Source organism: Flavobacterium sp. (assembly GCF_031423415.1).
Taxonomy (GTDB): domain Bacteria; phylum Bacteroidota; class Bacteroidia; order Flavobacteriales; family Flavobacteriaceae; genus Flavobacterium.
In genome coordinates this window covers 1-20,082 of sequence record NZ_JANPFL010000003.1, presented here as the reverse complement: position 1 = coordinate 20,082, position 20,082 = coordinate 1, and the positions used below count along the sequence as shown (strand labels likewise).

At 34.9% G+C, this 20,082-nt stretch carries 16 protein-coding genes; 8 read left to right on the top strand and 8 right to left on the bottom strand.

Features of this window, described 5'->3' with window-relative positions; genetic code table 11:
• The 8 genes from rffA to RMO83_RS00560 all read left to right on the top strand — a co-directional run bounded on the left by rffA (position 1) and on the right by RMO83_RS00560 (position 11,132).
• The gene (rffA, locus tag RMO83_RS00595; protein WP_310557729.1) at positions 1 to 1,128 is read left to right on the top strand and encodes a dTDP-4-amino-4,6-dideoxygalactose transaminase; all 1,128 of its coding nucleotides are present in this window, start codon (positions 1 to 3) and stop codon (positions 1,126 to 1,128) included.
• On the top strand, positions 1,118 to 2,335 hold the full coding sequence (locus RMO83_RS00590; protein WP_310557728.1) for a hypothetical protein: 1,218 nt from the start codon (positions 1,118 to 1,120) through the stop codon (positions 2,333 to 2,335). The genes rffA and RMO83_RS00590 overlap by 11 nt, the downstream gene beginning before the upstream one ends.
• Before the next feature lie 101 nt (positions 2,336 to 2,436).
• Entirely contained in the window at positions 2,437 to 4,386 is a 1,950-nt protein-coding gene (locus RMO83_RS00585; RefSeq protein ID WP_310557727.1) for a hypothetical protein, read from the top strand.
• Positions 4,387 to 4,392: 6 nt separating this feature from the next.
• Positions 4,393 to 5,472 (top strand): glycosyltransferase family 4 protein, encoded by a 1,080-nt coding sequence (locus tag RMO83_RS00580; protein WP_310557726.1) that lies wholly within the window; start codon positions 4,393 to 4,395, stop codon positions 5,470 to 5,472.
• A 62-nt stretch (positions 5,473 to 5,534) separates the two neighbouring features.
• Positions 5,535 to 6,710, top strand: coding sequence for a glycosyltransferase family 4 protein (locus tag RMO83_RS00575; protein ID WP_310557725.1), 1,176 nt, complete (start codon positions 5,535 to 5,537; stop codon positions 6,708 to 6,710).
• A gap of 41 nt (positions 6,711 to 6,751) precedes the next feature.
• On the top strand, positions 6,752 to 8,299 hold the full coding sequence (locus RMO83_RS00570) for a glycosyltransferase family A protein (protein ID WP_310557724.1): 1,548 nt from the start codon (positions 6,752 to 6,754) through the stop codon (positions 8,297 to 8,299).
• Complete coding sequence (locus RMO83_RS00565; RefSeq protein ID WP_310557723.1) at positions 8,289 to 9,281, top strand: glycosyltransferase; 993 nt, start codon at positions 8,289 to 8,291, stop codon at positions 9,279 to 9,281. Before RMO83_RS00570 ends, RMO83_RS00565 begins: the two co-directional genes overlap by 11 nt.
• Before the next feature lie 201 nt (positions 9,282 to 9,482).
• A complete protein-coding gene (locus tag RMO83_RS00560; RefSeq protein ID WP_310557722.1) occupies positions 9,483 to 11,132 on the top strand; it encodes a hypothetical protein in 1,650 nt (549 codons plus the stop codon).
• Between the two features lie 291 nt (positions 11,133 to 11,423).
• Here RMO83_RS00560 and RMO83_RS00555 read toward each other — a convergent pair whose 3' ends face one another.
• The 8 genes from RMO83_RS00555 to RMO83_RS00520 form a co-directional block, all read right to left on the bottom strand.
• Positions 11,424 to 12,305 carry an SDR family oxidoreductase gene (locus tag RMO83_RS00555; protein ID WP_310557721.1) on the bottom strand — a complete coding sequence of 294 codons (882 nt, stop codon included), beginning with the start codon at positions 12,303 to 12,305 and terminating at the stop codon, positions 11,424 to 11,426.
• A 159-nt stretch (positions 12,306 to 12,464) separates the two neighbouring features.
• Positions 12,465 to 13,592 (bottom strand): methionine aminotransferase, encoded by a 1,128-nt coding sequence (locus RMO83_RS00550; RefSeq protein WP_310557720.1) that lies wholly within the window; start codon positions 13,590 to 13,592, stop codon positions 12,465 to 12,467.
• Between the two features lie 29 nt (positions 13,593 to 13,621).
• Positions 13,622 to 15,763: a methylmalonyl-CoA mutase gene (gene scpA / locus RMO83_RS00545; RefSeq protein ID WP_310557719.1), complete on the bottom strand. Its 2,142-nt coding sequence runs from the start codon at positions 15,761 to 15,763 to the stop codon at positions 13,622 to 13,624.
• Positions 15,764 to 15,919: 156 nt separating this feature from the next.
• The gene (locus tag RMO83_RS00540) at positions 15,920 to 16,405 is read right to left on the bottom strand and encodes a hypothetical protein (RefSeq protein ID WP_310557718.1); all 486 of its coding nucleotides are present in this window, start codon (positions 16,403 to 16,405) and stop codon (positions 15,920 to 15,922) included.
• A gap of 17 nt (positions 16,406 to 16,422) precedes the next feature.
• Positions 16,423 to 17,787 carry a methylmalonyl-CoA mutase subunit beta gene (locus tag RMO83_RS00535; RefSeq protein WP_310557717.1) on the bottom strand — a complete coding sequence of 455 codons (1,365 nt, stop codon included), beginning with the start codon at positions 17,785 to 17,787 and terminating at the stop codon, positions 16,423 to 16,425.
• Positions 17,788 to 17,907: 120 nt separating this feature from the next.
• On the bottom strand, positions 17,908 to 18,240 hold the full coding sequence (locus tag RMO83_RS00530; protein WP_310557716.1) for a septum formation initiator family protein: 333 nt from the start codon (positions 18,238 to 18,240) through the stop codon (positions 17,908 to 17,910).
• Positions 18,241 to 18,438: 198 nt separating this feature from the next.
• Positions 18,439 to 19,047 (bottom strand): uridine kinase, encoded by a 609-nt coding sequence (udk, locus tag RMO83_RS00525; protein ID WP_310557715.1) that lies wholly within the window; start codon positions 19,045 to 19,047, stop codon positions 18,439 to 18,441.
• A 99-nt stretch (positions 19,048 to 19,146) separates the two neighbouring features.
• The coding region (locus RMO83_RS00520; RefSeq protein WP_310557714.1) for an ATP-grasp domain-containing protein at positions 19,147 to 20,082 on the bottom strand (936 nt) is incomplete at its 5' end.

The following is a 20,082-nucleotide window of genomic DNA, read 5'->3' as shown; positions in this document are numbered from 1 at the left end:
ATGATCCCCTTCAACAAACCCTATCTTACCGGCAAAGAATTAGTCTATATCGAAGACGCTGTCAAAAAAGGCAAGATTTCAGGAAATGGTTATTATACCAACTTGTGCCAAGATTTTTTCAAAAACAAATATGGTTTTAATAAATGTTTGCTAACTACTTCTTGTACCGATGCGCTAGAAATGGCCGCTATTTTAATCAACATAAAAGAGGGTGATGAGGTCATTATGCCTTCCTATACTTTTGTTTCTACCGCAAATGCTTTTGTACTTCGAGGTGCCAAAATCATCTTTGCCGACAGTAGAACAGATCATCCTGGAATCGATGAAAATAGTATTGAAGGGTTGATTACTTCAAAAACTAAAGCTATAGTTCCCGTACATTATGCTGGTGTTGCCTGTGATATGGACAAAATTATGGATTTGGCTAAGACTTACAATCTCTTTGTTATTGAAGATGCCGCTCAAGCCATTGATAGTTTTTATACTGGAAAAGATGGTATTTCAAAACCACTGGGTTCAATAGGGCATTTGGGGGCTTTTTCTTTTCACGAAACAAAAAATATTATTTCGGGAGAAGGAGGCATGTTGTCCATTAATGATGCTCAATTTGCCGATAGAGCCGAAATTATTTGGGAAAAAGGAACGAATCGATCTGCTTTTTTCAGAGGCGAAGTCGATAAATACGGTTGGGTGGATGTGGGTTCGAGTTTCCTACCCTCTGAAATTATTGCGGCTTTTCTGTGGGCACAATTAGAGAATTTAGATGATATTCAACACGTTCGAAAATTGCATTGGGAACAGTACAATATGGCGCTTCAAGATTGGGCAACAGAAAATGAAATTCAATTGCCTGTGATTCCTTCTTATGCTACTAATAATGGCCATATGTTTTATTTGGTTTGCAAGAATTTGCAACAAAGAACCGCTATTATTGAGAAATTAAAAAGCAAAGACATTTTGTCTGTTTTTCATTACATCAGCTTACACAGTGGTCCATTTTACATCCAAATTTATAACGGAGATTCACTCCTTCAATCCGATCGATATTCGGATTGTTTATTGCGATTGCCTATGTATTATGAGTTAGATTGTACTAATATTATAAATAATCTTAAAAATGAATATTGAAATAATTACAGAAAAAGCAAAAAATTTATTCAAATTCAGTGCTGTTTTTTACTTATTTATTGCTGCATACTATTTTTTTAGATTACCCACAGGTGGAGATGAGTTCTTGTTTCTGGCTGATTTACAATTGATCAAAAACGTTGGATGGTATGACGCCATTGTGCAAAACGTTTCAATTTCCTATATGCTATTGGCTTATCCATTATCGTTTATTATGGAGGATTTTGCAGCATTAAAGTTAATAAATGTCATTTTGCTATTCTTATTATTTCTCTATTTTTATTACGTCGGGAAAGTAAAATTGAAATCAACGTATTATTACCTTTTCTTCTTTATTAGTACCGTAGGCTATTTTTATTTTGGCACCAATGATTGTTTGTTTTTTGTAACTTTAATTGTTTTTTTTAATGAAGTTAATAATGCTGCGATTAATAAAGAATTCCACTTTAATTTGGCTTTAACCGCATTAATTATAGCTTTTTTTACACGAGAACTTCTTTTGGTTTATATGCCAGTAGTCATTCTTGGAGGCTACATTTTGTACCAATCGGGTAGTCGATTTTCTAAAAGAACAGTTGCCCCATTGGGAATATTCGTTTTTCTTCTGTTGTTAAATATTCCTTCCATTCAACAAAATGGAAGTCTATCTTTTGACCAAAAATTGCCTCCTCAAGGTTGCGGTGTTTCTTGGTCACAACGGCAGTATCTTGCACAACTAATGGTCAATGAGGGTACATTAGCTAATGGTCAACATCCCAGTTGGGAAACCACAAAACAATATTTGGATAAAAATGGGAAAGGATCGCTGCCAGACGGAATCTTGAATGGGATGACCTACAATTATCAACTAACAATAAAAGAGTTTTTTAAAGATTTTGCCTCATCGATTGTTTACAGTTTTAGGTCATTAAGCTTTATGCTTTTGTTTACTTTATTGTATAGGTTTAAAGGAATTCCAACCGATAAAAAACTGAAATTAAACTACTTTGTGCCGTTAGCCACTTTGACTATGATTATGATTTTTTCTGTTATAATCATTTCTTATGTTGAATTGAGATGGCTGTCCGCAGTTTTTGTAATGACCATTGTATATTACTCTGAATTAGAAAGTCAGAATAAAATTTCAAAATATTTAATTTTTACGAATTATATGGTGCTGTGCCTTTTGTCTTTCTATGGGGTTTTTAGAATTTTAAACAAAATTTAAAACGCATTGTTTTGTTTAGAATCATCACAATCTCTAAAAATACACCTGCGGCATTGAAATTATTTAATCGATTAAAAACACAACAAGTAAATGATAATTAAATGATTTCAGATATTGTAATCCTGTATTTCCTTGGTCTAGGCACTTTGATGCTTTCCTATTTTTTCGGATTGGGACTTTTTCGTTTTCGTAAGGCTAACCTTTTTTTGAGCTTATTGTTTGGCTATTTGTTACTTATTGCTAGCTATGCAATTGTCAAGGGCAACGGAAATAGTGCAGGAATTTTTGTCTTACTGTGGATTATAGGCTATTTTTATGTTGTTGATACTTCAAAGGAAATTCGTGCTACTCAAAGAAAAGAATATTTCGAGCCCATTTGTGTTATAGTTGTTTTATGGACAGTAATTTTTGGTTTAAAGGCAAGTTATTTTTGGAATTTTGATTATAATGCACCCAATTTATTGTTTATCGACAATGAATTTTATATGAAAATTGCCGAAGGCTATCATTTGAGTGGCAATGAAAATGCAATGGGATTAAAAAACGTTTTGTTTCCGTTTTTGAATTTCGCTCAACCGTATCGAACAAATGATTTTTGGTTGGTTTCATTGGGATTAGATTTGACTAAAATAGATACTATTTACATTTGGGAACTTTTTTATAGCACCATCATCATTTTTATGTGTTCCGTGAGTCTATTTATTTTGTTGAGGCAAAAATTTAAATTACTGGGCTCTTTAGTTTTATCGGTTTTACTATTATTTGCATTTTCTGGAACATGGTTTCGAAGTGTATCAGATTTTATCTATCCCAATCATTCCGGCGGTTATGATCCCATTGGAATTTTAGCCTACACGAAACTAGCGATCATCTTTTCAATCTATTTTCAATTTTTTTTCAAATTTGAAAAAGGAAAGAAATTGGAAGCTATCTATTTGCTAGTCCTTATTCCTCTCTTGGTTCAGTCTGCTATTGCTTTATTTTTAATAGTATTTGCAATAATTTTATTTTGTTTATTTCAGGAAAGAAAAGAAATAAAAAAAACCATAAAAGTTTATTTACCTCTGCTGGGGGGTTTTATCTTGTTGACACTAGCTTTTTTATTTTTTTATTATTTCAATCAACAGAAAGAGCAACTCTATATTGGGAATTCTAATTTGATGGTTTCTAATAATGCTGGCTTGGTTGATTTTATTATGCAATTTTTTAAAAAATCAATCTTGCTTTTCATTGCCTACTACTGGCTTAGTTTCATACTAGCCACCATATTATTAATTACAACAAAAACATTAGATAAGGAGTTGCGGATAGCATTGTTTATTTTTCTGGTGCTTTGCTATTTAAGTTCCGTTTTGGTTTATGTTAATTTTAATAAGATTGGTGATGCCTATCAATTTGCAACCAACGTTTTTGGTCCATTTGTATTGGCTTTAATTATTTATTTATTCTTCCAAACCCCTACAGAAACTCTTTTTGGCAAAATCAAACTTTTGATTTTGGTCGTTATTTCGATATTAGGAGCCAAGGAATTAATTGGCGGGAATAATTTCTTTCATTCTGTCACAAGAATAAAGTATTATGATAAGGTATTTATTACAGAAGTTAAAAGTAGTTTATCAAAATTGGACTATCCTTTTGGTTTGATTTATTATGGAAGCGATTTGCAAAAACACGATAAAGAGGATTATCCTATGCATGATGCAGCTTTTCTTAAATTATTTGGAAGAAATTATACCGTTTTCAATATTGAAGCCGATTCTTTAGAGTTGGAAATCAAAGATGAATTCAATCAAAAAAGGAACGTTTTCATTCAGGGGAATGCATTAAATATTTGGCGCTATAATTCACAACGATTGGCGAAAACAAATAAAAAATCGGATAGGGAAGATTTTTATAATGCGTATCCTTTCAGTTTTTGCATTTCAAAAATCAGTAAGGATAGTTTGCCTGATTTTATAAAATCAGATGTAATAAATACAATAAAAGATGCTAATTCTAAGATTTATTTCTATACTTTAGACCACCATACAAATAAAATAATTTCTAAATAAATAGTTTTGGGTCAGAAAATAGCTGTGGTCTGCAATTACGCACTTAATCCTAACCGCATCGGCGGTATGGATCGGTTTTATGTAGAATATGATGCGAAAGCAAAGCAGTTGGGATATGAAATAGATTGGTATTTTCTAAATTATGAATCCTTTGATTTCTATTCTGGGCTAACTATTTTTAGTGCCAATAACGAAAATGTAGAACGCTTTTTCTTAGAAAAAGTGCACCAAGAAAATCTGAAATACACTATTTTAGTCACTCATTTTTTGGCTTTGTGTACCTCTTTTTATAAAAAAGCAAAGCTTACAGGTATTCATAAAACAATCGCCGTTGATCATAATCCAAGACCTTTGGAGGGTTTTCCGCTTTCTAAAATCATAAAAAACAAAATAAAAGGGGTTTTGTATTCCAAGTATATTAACCAATTCATAGGTGTTTCTGACTATACCAGAAAGCATATTCTAAAGGATTATGGTTTTTTTCTGGGTAAGAAAACGACTGTGATTTATAATGGTATTGACACTTCGGTTTTTAAAAAGCGAACTCAAGAAAATACAAACCAATTTGTGGTTTCTTCGCACTTGCGGCATTCCAAAGGAATTCAGGATTTGATACTAGCGGTTGCCGTTTTAGACGAAAATATAAAAAACCAAATTCAAATTGATGTTTACGGAGAAGGACCCTATGAAACTGAATTGAAAGAAATGACCAAGGCAAATAATATTGAGGGAATTATTCATTTCAAAGGAGGCTCGTCTGAGCTTAATGAATTATTGTCGTACTATAGATATTTGTTACAACCCACCTACATGGAGTGTTTCAGTCTTTCTATTTTAGAAAGTTTGGCTGCCAATGTTCCAGTCATTACAACTCCCGTTGGAGGTAATCTAGAGATCATTCAGAATGGCACAAACGGCTATATTTTTAAAGCTAAAGACTATTTGGCATTGGCAGAAATCTTAAAAAATATTGTAGTGGGAAATTTAAAAATTAAAAACGATGTCAGCTTTCAAATCGAAAAGGATTTTAATTTGGAGAAAATGGTAAACGAGCATATAGATTTGTTGCTAGAAGTTAGGATTTAGGTGAGGGGTGTTAGAACTTGGAAGAGGTAGTCGGAAATGAATGGCTGATACTACGAATCAAAATGAAAATAGAAACTAAAATTATGAAAATCGCCTTTCTAACTCCTGAATATCCACATCCCAAAACAGGAAGTTCAGGTGGTATCGGTACGAGCATCAAGAACCTAGCGATTGGGCTTTTAGCACAAGGTTGTTCAGTTCGAGTGCTAGTTTATGGTCAAAATAAAGAAAGTGTTTTTGACGATAACGGCATTACAATTCAACAAATTCAGAATGTAAAACTCAAAGGATTATCTTGGTTTTTGACGCGAAAAAAAATAGAACGTATCATCAATCAATTGTATGCTAGCAAGGAAATTGATTTAGTCGAAGCTCCTGATTGGACTGGAATTACCTCTTTTATTCAGCCTAAAAAATGTCCTATAGTAATACGACTGAACGGGTCGGACACTTATTTTTGTCATTTGGACAACCGTCCCGTGAAATGGAGAAATAAATTTCACGAACGAAGGGCACTTCAAATGGCAGATGGGTTATTATCAGTAAGTCAATTCACAGCCGATTTGACGAATCAAGTTTTTGGGTTACAAAAGGAATTTACAATTATCCCCAATTCTATTGATATGGATTTGTTTGATGGCGATAGCAATGTCAATAGCAATGATAAGAACACCATTCTTTATTTTGGAAGTTTAATCCGAAAAAAAGGATTATTGGAATTGCCATTCATTTTTAATGAAGTGATTCAAAAAAATCCGGAAGTTCAACTCCTTTTGATAGGAAAAGACGTTCCTGATGTACTAAGTGGAAATCCATCGACTTGGGAAATGATGCAAGAATTGTTTACGGCCGCTGCCCTGCAAAACGTGAGTTATTTAGGAAGCGTTCCTTATCAAGAGATAAAAGCACATATAAAAGCGGCTGGAGTTTGTGTTTTTCCTACATTTGCCGAAGCATTGCCTGTTTCGTGGATTGAGGCAATGGCGTTGCAAAAGCCCATTGTAGCTTCCAATATTGGTTGGGCAAAAGAAGTTATTGAAGAGGGAGTTGAGGGTTTTTTGGTTCATCCCAAAGCCCATAAAAAGTATGCAGTGCGAATTTTGGAACTACTAGAAAGCCCGAAATTGCAGTCCACATTTGGAATCGCCGCTAGAAAAAAAGTAACTCTTGCCTTTAGTACGGAAAAAGTGGCAAGACAAAGTATGCTGTTTTACCAAAGATTAGTTAAAAATCAGTAAAAACAATCCTTTTAGCTAGATGCTATGAAAATAATATAAGTATGATAATTATATATCATAATGGCACAAGCATCGTTGAACTAACTAATTCTGAAACTATTCAAGTAGTTGAAGTTAATGGTAAATCGATTGCTTCTGTTCTGGTTGAAGTTGCGAGTAGGAACCCAAAAGAAATAATTGTTTGGTGCCATCAAAGTTTAAGAACTGAACTTAACCTTTCAGAGATTGAGAAATTATTGCATCACAAGAAAATATTACTTTCCTATAATTCGTCCAATATTTCTTTTTTAGATTTGGCTATTGGTTATATTGATGCCTCACTTTTTGTGCAAATTAATAGAACTGTCACTTTTCCAACTTGGCAAATGAGTAGCAATCTGGGTTGTGTTCATGCCGAAGTTTTAGTGGCATTAAATAATAAGTTTCCATTGGATACAAACTTTGATTATTTCTTGTGTTCGCTTAGTAAATTACTGATGCCTAATGGGCTATTGTGTTATTCCGAACCTCGATTACTAAAGAGTGGAGAAAAAGGCATATTAACTAAATCAAGCTTATATATTCTTTTCCGTTTTGTAAAACAGCACTATAGAACGCGTTGGGTTTTCTTGTTGCTGTTGAATTTGTTTTTATATGAACGAAAATTTCCATTCTTGCCTTTTCTTTTATCACTTTTTTATAAAAATAGAAGCAAGCTAACTACCAATTTGGATGGTATAAAAGTACAATCGTCCAAAAAAGTAATTGATAAATTCACTATTGATGTCATTATTCCAACAATTGGACGAAAGAATTATCTATATGATGTATTGAAGGATTTTTCTAAACAAACCCTTTTGCCTAAAAAAATTATTATAGTAGAACAAAATCCAGAGGTGGGAAGCAAGACGGAATTAGATTTTTTGACCAATGAAAAATGGCCCTTTGAAATTCAGCATATTTTTACGCATCAAGCTGGTGCTTGCAATGCTCGTAATTTGGCTTTGAATCAAACCCAAAGTGAATGGGTTTTTTTGGCAGATGATGACAATCGTTTTGAAGTAAATTTGCTAACCGATATTTTTTGTAAGATTGAACAATATGGCAATCCGTTAGTAACAACATCTTATCCCCAAAAAAATGAAATCAAGAAATATAAAAAAGTAATTCAATGGCCTACTTTTGGAGCAGGAAATAGTTTTGTTCGAAGGGATATGTTGGCTAATGTCAAATTTAATATGGCATTTGAATTTGGTTATGGAGAAGATGGTGATTTCGGAATGAAGTTGCGAAATTTGGGTTATGATGTTTTGTATTTGCCCGAACCCGAAATTTTGCATTTGAAAGCCCCTATTGGCGGTTTTAGAACTAAGCCAGTATTGAGATGGCATAGCGATACCATTCAGCCTAAACCATCCCCAACTGTAATTTTGTATAACATAGTGCACAATTCCAGAGCACAAATCAATAGTTTTAAGACGACCTTGTTTTTTAAGTATTATAGGGTTCAAGAAATTAAAAACCCTATTAAATATTACATTCGTTTTCAAAAACAATGGGAACGAAGTGTGTTTTGGGCTAACGAATTAAGGAAACAAAATGAAGTTTAGTTTAGTGATCTGTACTTATATGCGTCCTCAATCGGTATTGCAATTGTTGCAATCGGTTCAGGAGCAAACTTTGTACCCTGATGAAATCCTGATTATTGATGGTTCAATAAATCGTGAAACGGAACTTGTTCTAAAAGAAAATCAATTTCAGCATTTGCATTATTTTGCTGTTCCAATAGAACATCGTGGTTTGACTAAACAGCGAAATTACGGAATAGAACGAGTAGGAATAACTATGGAAGTCGTCTGCTTTCTTGACGATGATACCGTTTTAGAAAAAAAATATTTTGAAGAAATAATTAAAACCTTCAATGAAAATCAGGATGTTTCTGGTGTTGGAGGTGTTGCTATAAATGAAAATAGTTGGATTGAAGTAGAACCCCAAAAAATATATGATTCGAGACGGTTTTGTTTGTGGGAAGGATTTGTTTACAAAGAAGGACAGCGCAATGTAGTGCGCAATTATTTGGGATTGCAATCTAATTTAGGACCTGGAAGAATGCCCGATTATTCACATGGTAAAACTTGTGGTTTTCCTTTGAATGGCAAAACCTATGAAGTAGATTTACTAATTGGAATGTCGTTTGCATTTCGAAAAAAAGTAGTCGATTTCATTCGATTTTCGTCTTATTTTGAGGGTTATGGTTTGTATGAAGATGCTGATTTTAGCATCAGAGCTTTGCAATTTGGTAAAAATGTTATTAATACCAATGCTCAATTGAGCCATTTTCATCATCCTTCAGGAAGACCAAATCAATATAGGTACGGCAAAATGGTAGTTCGCAACGGCTGGTATGTATGGAGAGTAAAAAATCCGAAACCCTCCTTAAAATCGAGAATAAAATGGCATTCCATCACTTTATTATTGACTTTAATCCGATTTATAAATACATTTACCACAAGTAAAAAAAAGGAATCCTTGACTGAAGCCTTGGGTCGAACTGTGGGTTGGTGGAGTTTGATAATTAGTAAACCGAAATAGAAATTAATATTTTCTTTCAAAAGATATAGTTACAACGGATGTTTAAACAAATTTATAATAGCATTTTATACGCATATTCTTTACAGCAATCTGATTTGTAATATAGCACTATTAATATAATTCAATACTTTTAGAAAATGTAAGAGCAAGTCATATTATTTTATTTTATAAACTCCCTACGCAAGAAGCAATTAATACCATATGAAAAACATCAAATATATTTTTGGATTCTATTTTCTACTGTTTTTGTATTTTTATTTTTTTACTTTAAATTTTAATTATGTTGAGGGCGATGACGCCTCCACTATTTTGTACCATTTATGTGGTCGCAATTCACAAATTCAACAACCCTACGCTACCTATAATTCTGGATTAGACTTTTTAATTGAAATATCCAGTCTCCATAGCGAAGCATCTATGCGTACTTTTGCGGTTTTGCTATCGTTTGTTTCCGGTTTTATTATACTTTTATTACTCGCAGTTTTTCTCGATATTTTCTTTGATGACGTTGAAAAGGTAGATGCTAAAAATAAATTTTATTTCTATTTTTTATTACCTTTTATTGTTCCTGATCTAATTTTTCATAGTCTAATTATTAATTCAGCTTACATCAGTTTTGTTTTCCTGCTGAGTTCATTAATTATATTCATTAAATTTTTAAAAACAAATCGAAATCTGTTTTTATATCTTTCAACTTTGTTATTTGGTCTTTCTATTCCGTTTAGATGGACTATGCTTATAGCACTTCCTCTTTATATGGGTTTTGCACTTTATTACAACCCGATTGAGTATTATTCCAAAAAAGTATGGCTATTATTTTTAAAAATTTGTGTAGCAAATGTAGTAGGAGTAATGCTGGCATTTGGTTTTATTTATATTACCGGATATAATCTTGAGGATATTTATAACACGATTATTTTTTCGGTTGGATACATCGAAAGTAATGAAAAATCAACTCTTGCTTTACTTGCAACTGCTTCTGCATTTTTGACACCATCATTGATTTTTCTTGTTTTGTTTGGATTTATTACTATTTATAAAAAAAGTAAAAGTCGCCCAAAATATTGTTTATCTATGCTGGGATTGATAGTATTGTCAATTTTGCCCTGCTTTGTCGTTGGCTTTTTTCCATCTTATAAGTTTTTAATTACATTGTTTCCAATGCTATTAATACTAATGTGTATCGGATTTGATTCTATACTAAATAAAAAACTGCCTCTTATTGGTTTTTTATTATTAGTTATTTTTCCTTGGTTTGTTGGAATACAATTGGATGTAAAAGGGACTTTTTGTGGACCGGGATTTGAATTAAACACGAAGAAAGAAGAATCGAGCTTACTACCCAATCCTAATCAAAGTATAAAAATAGATAGAGTTAATCTCAAATTAGATTCTGGTTTTTACCTTCCAATGCTTGAAGGTCCTAGGCCATTATATGGTTATTTTTATGTGTTATTTGGCAACGGTTGGAAAAATCAGATCACTTTGTTTACTAAAGAGCGGCAAAAAACACTTGAAATTTTAATTAATGATAAAAATGTAGTTTATATTCAATCTAGAAAAACTGCCTATTTTCAATGTGACTTGTATCAGAAGGGTTTCAGCACTCAAACAGGTTTCACTGAAGGTAAAAACATTCAGTATAGAAATTTCAAAAATAAAAATTCATCTATAACTGTAAATGTTGTTCCTGATAATTGCTCTAAAAATGAATGGATTGAGCACTATTTTAAAACCGATAAAAATGTTATTATCTATAGTAGTTCTCAATCGAATGAAATTCTTAAACTTCAGAAAAATAAAGAAAACAAAATTGAGCTTATAGGACCTTTCACAGTTATTAAAAAGTAAAATATAAATTGAATAAAAAATAGGTTTCAATTATTACTAGACTATTTTGTCCTTGTAATGTGTATTATAATCAATTACAAAAATCTTTTTTTGCGCCAAAATAATAAATGCTTATAAGGAGGGTAGTAGTTACTTTCATTTTTGTGCTTTTGACCAAAATTTAGCCGCTTCTATTTTTTAATCGTAAAGTTCAAAACTCAAAAATACAACACTTTTTTCTAGAGTATACTTTTTTAAAAGAAACTTTACCCTGTCCTATTTTAAATAAATAGACAGTTAGCTTACATATAATTACCCCCTTTTCTTCGCCTTAATCATCATTTCTAATTGATCCCACAATTCCTCTGGAATCGCTTCGAGAATGTTAAATTCGCCTGCGCCTTTCAACCATTCGCCACCATCTATAACAATAACTTCGCCGTTGATGTAGCCTGAAAAATCAGACACCAAATAAGCTGCCAAATTGGCTAACTCCTGATGATTTCCTACTCTTCCCAAAGGTACTTTTTTAGCCATATCAAACTTTTCGGCTAAGTCGCCAGGCAATAATCTATCCCAAGCGCCTTGGGTAGGAAAAGGTCCAGGAGCAATCGCATTCGAACGGATACCATATTTAGCCCATTCCACAGCAAGACTTCGGGTCATAGCTAAAACGCCTGCTTTGGCAGCGGCACTAGGCACAACATAGGCTGAACCGGTAAAGGCATAAGTGGTTACAATATTTAATATCGTCGATGACGTTTGCTTGGCTTCAATCCAATGTTTTCCGAAAGCTAGGGTGCAGTTTTTGGAGCCTTTGAGTACAATGTCAATCACGGTATCGAAAGCATTGGCCGATAATCTTTCGGTTGGGGAGATAAAATTTCCAGCGGCATTGTTGAGCAATACATCCACTTTGCCATACACTTTTAAGACTTCTTGTAGCATATTTTCGACTTGGTCGTAGTGCCTTACATCGCATTGAACTGCCAGACAAGTTCCGCCTGTTTCAGCTTCGAGTGCTGCGGCTGTAGCTTGTAGTTTCTCTAAATCTCGCGAACTGATGGCTACTTTTGCCCCTAATTCCATAAAATAGCGGGTCATGGCTTTGCCTAATCCGCTTCCGCCACCCGTTATCACAATGACTTTGCCTTTTAAGGCATCATCGCGAAGCATTTTTGCTGAAAAATCCATAGTTGTATTTCTTTAGTGATGTAAATATAAGGAAAAATGGGTAAATTGGTTAGTCGGTTAACGAATCATTAAAAACAGGCTAGTTGGCTAAAACATATCGCCATGCTTCACCGCGTTTCAATAGCTATCGGAACGCTTGCTCTTACAGCGGGTAGAATTTTAAACCCTACACAACCTTTTCGCTGCTTCTTCTAAAGTAGCATTGTCTTTGGCGAAGCAAAATCGGATGAGTTTTTGGTCTTTTCCATCTCCATAAAAAGAGGAAAGTGGAATGGCTGCCACACCATGTTCTTCAATCAATCGCTTGCAAAAATCAACGTCAGGTTCCTCTGAAATTGCAGCGTAGGAAACTAACTGAAAATAAGTTCCATTGCAGGGTAATAATTCAAATCGGCTGTTTTGGAGTAGTTTTCTAAAATAGTCTCGTTTTTCTTGGTAGAAACTACCTAGTTTAGACACGTCAACCACCTTTAAATAGTCACTTATTGCGGCTTGAGCTAGACTGTTGACACTAAAAACCAAGTATTGATGTACTTTTTTGATTTCCTTTGTCAAGTATTCCGGTGCCACGAGATAGCCCATTCTCCAACCTGTTATATGAAAAGATTTTCCAAAAGAGGAAACAATAATACTTCTGTGTGTTAATTTTTTTCTTGAATGTACGGAAATATGTATTTGTTCAAATGAAATGAATTCATAGACTTCATCGGATAGCAATAGAATATTTGGGTATTTTTCGACTAGGTTTTCTAGAGATTGAAAATCATTTTCTTTCCAAATTCTCCCTGTTGGATTGTGTGGACTATTGATGATTAACATTCGGGTTTTGGTTGTAATTGCGTTTTCAATTCGCTGCCAGTTGGGCGAATAATCGTCGTTTAATTCTACCCGAATGGCTTTGGCATTGCACAATAAGGTCGGTGCTTCGTAATTATCGAAACTGGGGTCCAGAATAAGGACTTCATCGTCTGTTTTAATTAACGCTACAATTGTAGTAAAAAGCGCTTGAGTCGCTCCAGCAGTTACCAATATTTCGGTTTCGGGCAACACTTTTCGCTGATAGGAGTCAAGAATCAGGGTAGCGATTTTGGTTAAAAGGGGCTGATAGCCTGATATTGGCAGGTATTGATGCACGTCTTTTTTAACCACTTCGGCTACGATGTCCACTAATTTTTCATCCAAATCAAAATTCGGAAATCCTTGTGCCAAGTTTATGGCATTGTATTCGGTTGCCATTTTAGACATGGTAGCAAAAATACTCGCGGTTACATTGGGGAGTTTAGACATATTTTGTTTTTATCTTTAAACCAGACAGGTCAGGCTAGTAATATCTCCAAAACACTTAGCGCTGCTTCGCTAATCTTAGTTCCTGGACCAAACACTGCTAACGCTCCAGCATCAAACAGAAACTGGTAATCTTGGGCAGGAATTACTCCTCCTACAACAACCATTATATCTTCACGACCGTATTTTTTGAGTTCGGCTATCACTTGAGGCACGAGAGTTTTGTGTCCGGCTGCTAGTGAAGAAACGCCAAGAATGTGCACGTCATTTTCTACGGCTTGTTTGGCGGCTTCGGCCGGGGTTTGAAAGAGTGGACCTATATCGACATCAAAACCCAAATCGGCATAACCTGTGGCGACTACTTTGGCACCTCTGTCGTGTCCGTCTTGTCCCATTTTAGCAATCATTATTCTTGGTCGACGACCTTCTTTTAGGGCAAATTCGTCAGCTAGTTGTTTGGCTTTTTCAAAGCTTTTATCGTCTTTTATTTCTTTGCTATACACACCACTAAAGGATTTAATTTGTGCTTTGTATCTTCCGAAAACGGTTTCTAGGGCATCGCTAATTTCACCCAAAGTGGCGCGGTTTCGCGCTGCTTCGATGGCTATTTCTAGTAGATTTCCTTCGCCGGTTTGAGCACAAAAGGTTAGTTTTTTGAGTGAAAGTTGTACTTTTTCGGCATCACGAGATGCTTTAATTTTTTCTAATTGCTCGATTTGCTGTTTACGTACCATTTGGTTGTCGACATCAAGAATCTGCAATGGATCTTCTTTTTCTAATCGGTATTGGTTGACTCCTACAATAATGTCTTGACCGCTGTCGATTCTTGCTTGTTTTCTCGCGGCGGCTTCTTCGATGCGCAGTTTTGGAATTCCAGATTCAATAGCTTTGGTCATTCCTCCCAATTCTTCCACTTCTTCGATAAGTTTCCAAGCATTTTGAGCTATTTCATTGGTCAAACTCTCAACATAAAAACTTCCTGCCCAAGGATCAACTGTTTTGGTGATTTTGGTTTCCTCTTGTAAATAAATTTGGGTATTTCGGGCAATTCGTGCTGAAAAATCGGTTGGCAAAGCAATGGCTTCGTCGAGTGCATTGGTATGCAAAGATTGAGTTCCGCCAAAAGCTGCTGCTGCTGCTTCGATAGTGGTTCGGGCAACATTGTTGAATGGATCTTGCATCGTCAAACTCCAACCTGATGTTTGGCAATGGGTTCTCAACGCTAATGATTTATCGTCTTTTGGATTGAATTGTTTGACAAGTTTTGCCCAAATCATTCGTCCAGCCCGCATTTTTGCAATTTCCATAAAATGGTTCATTCCAATAGCCCAGAAAAACGAAAGGCGAGGAGCGAAGTCGTCTATTTTCATACCTGTTGCCAGTCCTATTCGAATGTATTCTAAACCGTCTGCAAGTGTGTAAGCCAACTCAATATCGGCAGTCGCTCCCGCTTCTTGCATGTGATAACCAGAAATAGAAATCGAGTTGAATTTGGGCATTTTCTTGCTTGTGAATTCAAAGATATCAGCAATGATTTTCATGGAAGGAGTTGGTGGATATATGTAGGTATTTCGCACCATAAATTCTTTCAGAATGTCGTTTTGTATTGTTCCTGAAAGTTGTTCTGGGTTGACAGCTTGTTCTTCGGCGGCGACAATATAGAATGCCATGATAGGTAAAACAGCTCCGTTCATAGTCATTGAAACCGACATTTCTCCTAATGGAATCTGGTCAAATAATACTTTCATATCTTCAACTGAATCAATGGCTACGCCTGCTTTTCCTACATCGCCTACCACACGTTCGTGATCAGAATCATAACCACGATGAGTGGGTAAATCGAAAGCTATCGAAAGTCCTTTTTGTCCAGCAGCAAGGTTTCGGCGGTAAAAAGCATTGCTTTCTTCGGCGTTAGAAAATCCTGCATATTGCCGAATAGTCCAAGGACGGCGAACATACATTGTAGTATAAGGTCCACGTAAATTGGGTGCAAAGCCTGCTCCAAAATCGAGATGTTCGAGGTTCTCAATGTCTTTTTCTGAGTAGGTCGGTTTAATGGAAATCCCTTCAGCTGTCAAGAAATTTTTTTCTTCTAGCTTCCCTTTTCCAGCTACTAGCTTTCCACTTCCATCTTCCGACTGTTCTATTTTAATATGTTGGACATTTTTTCTCATTAGAATTTGACTTAGAAAGCTAAAGTGTTTAGGGTTTAAATTTTTTCTATTCTTCTAAACTTTAAGTTGTATTGTATATTTAGATGTTACAAATTATTTTAAAATTCAGCCATCTATTTTTTCACTTCAAGTTCCCAACTCCCAACTTCCATCTTCTCATTTTTGCTTCACCTGTTCGCCTTTCAGGCTCGAGTCAACAATTTTATAGGACCATTTTAGGTGTGTATAGCTCGAATTTCGACTTCCAATTAATCCAGAACTAAGAGTTGTTCCACCGCCTATTGCAAAGAGTAAAAATGCAGCATCACTTCCTCCGGAGGCTGCAATTATTGATGCTCCGATAAGAGCCGCTCCTGAAATTAATACCACCGTTTTGAAAGTTGCTACTGATTTGGGTTGGTTTTTGATGCTTTGCAGGCTATCTATTGCAATCTTGTGATTGTTGACCGTAAAGCTCAAACTATCTGTAAATGTAAGATTCCCAACCCATTTTTTATGGTCCAAAGTTCTAATTTTCACACGTTGATTTTCTTCAAATACTGTTATTTGGCCGTTCTTAAGATTGGTTATTTGCAAGGTTCTGTGTTGGGCAAAAGCCGAGAATGAAAAGAACAATACTAGTAAATAGATTTTATTTGTCATAATGGTTTGTTTTTGAATTAATTTTCTTGTTTTAGGCGGTCTTGTTCTACTTTTTCAGACAATCGTTTTTCAATTATGGGTGAAATTAAGGTTTTTCGAGGTTTTATTTTTACAAAAGGAAACAATTCTAAATTGTCCTTCATGAGGTCTTTTTTGTTGGGATATTTGTTTGTTCCAACTAAGATTTCTTTGCCCGAATCGAATAATTCCTGCTCCTTGTCGGCACTTTCTTGGATTTTCCTTTTGATGATTCCATCGTTGAGTTGCTTCAAGAAGCCGCCGTTGGCTTCAATGTCTTTGAATAATACCAAAGCTTTTTCTGCTAATTGATTTGTCAGACTTTCTATGTAGTAACTTCCGTCCGCAGGATTGTTGACTTTGTCGAAATAACTTTCATGTTTGAGAATAAGGAGTTGATTTCTGGCTATTCTATCGCCAAATACATTGTCTTTATGATACAAAGAATCGTAAGCTAGATTGGCAATAGAGTCTGCTCCGCCCAGAATTGCACTCATACATTCAGTCGTAGTGCGTAACATGTTTACATTGTAATCATATAGTGTTTTGTTGCGTTTTGTAGGTGAAACTAATAAGTGACAATCGAATTTGTGGTTGTATTCTTTTGCAATTAGATTGAAAAGGACTCTTAAAGCTCTAAGTTTTGCAATTTCAAAAAAGTAATTTGTACCAACCGAAACTTCGAATACTATCGGTTGGCTGATGGTTGTAATGCGGTTGAAATATTCATTGGCGTGAGCCAAACTATACCCAATTTGTTGTAACATATTGGCGCCAGCATTTTGATATAGGCCGCTATTTATACTGATTATGGAAACATTTGTTGCGTCTGCCGAAATCAAATTTAGCGTGTCGAAATTCGTTTTTTCTTTGGTCGAAAACCAATTTCCCTCCTTGGCTAATTGACCAATAGCATCGAAGTTGCAGTATATTTTTGCTTTTTTTCCTTTGGATAAAGACTCTATCTTTTTTACAAAATCTTTAGAAAGGAAAGAAAGATTGAAATAAATAGTAATTTTTTCAATGTCAATGTTTTGCAATAGTTTTGCTGGTTCTATTTTATCGTCATCGATGGTAAAACGGATGCTTTCTGCACCTCGCTTGATACTATCTATAGCTCTATAATTTGATTTTTCGAGGTCGTGTACATAGATGTTTTGGCAAATGGTAAAGTCGGTTGCTTTTGTATTTATATTGGATGTATTTACAAATTCGTCTTTATGATAAAATGGTTTTACTTTGATGTTTTCAGGCGAATTCCAGATTAGGGTTTCGTTGTAGTCGGCTCCGTTGAGTTCAAACTGGATTTTTTGTTTCCATTGTTTGGAGGAAACGGGATTGAAATCATCGAATAAATTTTTCATTTGCTGCGTTCGGTATTTATGGCGTTTCCTTAGAAAATTTACTTTTGTAATCTTCTCGATACAATCCTGATAAAAATCGGGACTAATCGAAGTGACGTGTACTATAACTTACCTTCGAATCTATTTTTTTACATCTTTTTCGATGGTGTCGCCTTCAAATTCAATGATATATAAGTCTTCGCTGTCTTTTTTCATATAGTATTTTTCGCGGGCGTATTTTTCTGTTTCGTCAGGATTGTTCAATTTTTTGATTTTTTCCTGATCTTTCCTGATCTCTTCTTGGTAATATTCTTTATTGTCTTTAAGTTCCTTTATTTGATTGTCTAAAACGCGATGACCAAAATAGGAATAGTTGTCCAAGAATACCATCCAAATGACAAATGACAATAGTACCCAAATGTATTTGTTGCTTAAAAATTTAAACCAGGGTTTGTCTTTGTATGGGTTTGTCATAACAACACACGATTGTTTTAAAATTATTTCGAATGAAATCCTAATGCCCTAGCCCTGATGGAAGGGAAAATTCTTCCGATTTTTCTTCGGGAGATTACTTCACTATGCTTTTATTTCCATCGGAGTTCAGTGAACTTTGTTTTGGAATGACAGCAGGAAAAAGCTCCAAATAATTTATTTTATAAAATTACAAAAAAATTATAAGATTCGTTGATTTATTACAGCTCGAACTACATCAATGGCGACGGTGTTGTATTTATCGTTGGGGATGATGATGTCGGCAAATGCTTTTGTGTTTTCTATAAATTGTTGGTGCATTGGTTTTAGCGTGGTTTGGTAGCGGTTTAAAACTTCCTCCATATCGCGTCCTCGCTCAGCAATATCTCGTTTTAATCGTCGAATTAGCCGTTCGTCAGAATCGGCGTGAACGAATATTTTAATGTCGAATAACTCTCGAAGTTCTGGATTGGAAAGAATTAAAATGCCCTCGACAACCATTACTTTTCGGGGATGTGTCACGATGGTATCTGCGGTTCTGTTGTGTATGGCAAAAGAATATACAGGCTGATTGATGGTTTTGCCTTCTTTAAGTTCCTTGAGATGTTGTACTAATAAGTCGAAATCGATAGCTCTTGGATGGTCAAAGTTGGTTTTTGAACGCTCTTCGTAGCTTTCGTCTGAGGATTTTTTGTAATAAGAATCTTGAGCAATTATACCAACTTCTGTATGCGGCAATTCATTCATTATTTGATGAACTACGGTTGTTTTTCCTGAGCCTGTTCCGCCTGCAATTCCTATTATCAGCATAAAAATGTCGTATTACGTTTTTGTTGGAACAAAAATAAGTATTTATTGATTTATATTGGTACATTATTCTTGAAACCTATATAACTTATTCAATATACTTTACTTACTCAAATACATTTTTCTTCTGGAATACAACTCATAGAATTGGTCGTCTTTCAAATCGTCAATAAACAAGATGCTTTCTCCAGTTGACTTCATTTCTGGTCCCAAAGCTTTATTCACATTATGGAACTTGCTGAAAGAGAAAACAGGTTGCTTGATGGCATATCCTTTCAACTGTGGATTGAATGTGAAATCCGTCACTTTATTTTCACCTAGCATCACTTTAGTAGCATAATTTACGTAGGGTTCGCCATACGCTTTTGCGATAAACGGCACTGTTCGTGACGCTCTTGGATTCGCTTCGATGATATAAACAATATCGTCTTTTATCGCAAACTGTATGTTTATTAAACCAACGGTTCGCAAAGCCAAGGCAATTTTCTTAGTATGATCTTTAATTTGCGTCATCACAAATTCACCTAAATTAAACGGTGGCAAAGTGGCGTTACTATCACCTGAGTGCACTCCGCAAGGCTCGATGTGTTCCATTATCCCAATGATGTACACGTTTTCACCATCGCAAATCGCATCGGCTTCGGCTTCAATCGCTCCATCCAAATAATGATCCAAAAGCAATTTATTACCTGGAATGGTTTTCAATAAATTGATGACGTGTTCTTCCAGTTCCTGTTTGTTGATTACGATTTTCATTCCTTGACCGCCCAAAACATAGGAAGGACGAATCAATAAAGGAAAATCCAAAGTATCCGCCAAAGCTGAAGCTTCATCAGCTGTCTCTGCAATTCCAAACTGTGGAAAAGGAATTTTTAGTTCAGTTAAAAGTTCCGAAAATCTTCCTCTATCTTCGGCTAAATCCAAAGCATCGAAGCTGGTTCCAATAATTTTTATGCCGTATTTGGCCAATTTTTCAGCAATTTTTAAAGCCGTTTGTCCTCCTAATTGCACGATAACACCTTCTGGTTTTTCGTGTTG

Coding starts and splice junctions, on each gene's coding strand:
- RMO83_RS00590 (WP_310557728.1), top strand. CDS start 1,118: ATGAATATTGAAATAATTACAGAAAAAGCAAAAAATTTATTCAAATTC.
- RMO83_RS00530 (WP_310557716.1), bottom strand. CDS start 18,240: ATGACAAACCCATACAAAGACAAACCCTGGTTTAAATTTTTAAGCAAC.
- RMO83_RS00550 (WP_310557720.1), bottom strand. CDS start 13,592: ATGTCTAAACTCCCCAATGTAACCGCGAGTATTTTTGCTACCATGTCT.
- scpA (WP_310557719.1), bottom strand. CDS start 15,763: ATGAGAAAAAATGTCCAACATATTAAAATAGAACAGTCGGAAGATGGA.
- RMO83_RS00560 (WP_310557722.1), top strand. CDS start 9,483: ATGAAAAACATCAAATATATTTTTGGATTCTATTTTCTACTGTTTTTG.
- RMO83_RS00585 (WP_310557727.1), top strand. CDS start 2,437: ATGATTTCAGATATTGTAATCCTGTATTTCCTTGGTCTAGGCACTTTG.
- rffA (WP_310557729.1), top strand. CDS start 1: ATGATCCCCTTCAACAAACCCTATCTTACCGGCAAAGAATTAGTCTAT.
- RMO83_RS00540 (WP_310557718.1), bottom strand. CDS start 16,405: ATGACAAATAAAATCTATTTACTAGTATTGTTCTTTTCATTCTCGGCT.
- RMO83_RS00555 (WP_310557721.1), bottom strand. CDS start 12,305: ATGGATTTTTCAGCAAAAATGCTTCGCGATGATGCCTTAAAAGGCAAA.
- RMO83_RS00565 (WP_310557723.1), top strand. CDS start 8,289: ATGAAGTTTAGTTTAGTGATCTGTACTTATATGCGTCCTCAATCGGTA.
- udk (WP_310557715.1), bottom strand. CDS start 19,047: ATGCTGATAATAGGAATTGCAGGCGGAACAGGCTCAGGAAAAACAACC.
- RMO83_RS00575 (WP_310557725.1), top strand. CDS start 5,535: ATGAAAATAGAAACTAAAATTATGAAAATCGCCTTTCTAACTCCTGAA.
- RMO83_RS00535 (WP_310557717.1), bottom strand. CDS start 17,787: ATGAAAAATTTATTCGATGATTTCAATCCCGTTTCCTCCAAACAATGG.
- RMO83_RS00570 (WP_310557724.1), top strand. CDS start 6,752: ATGATAATTATATATCATAATGGCACAAGCATCGTTGAACTAACTAAT.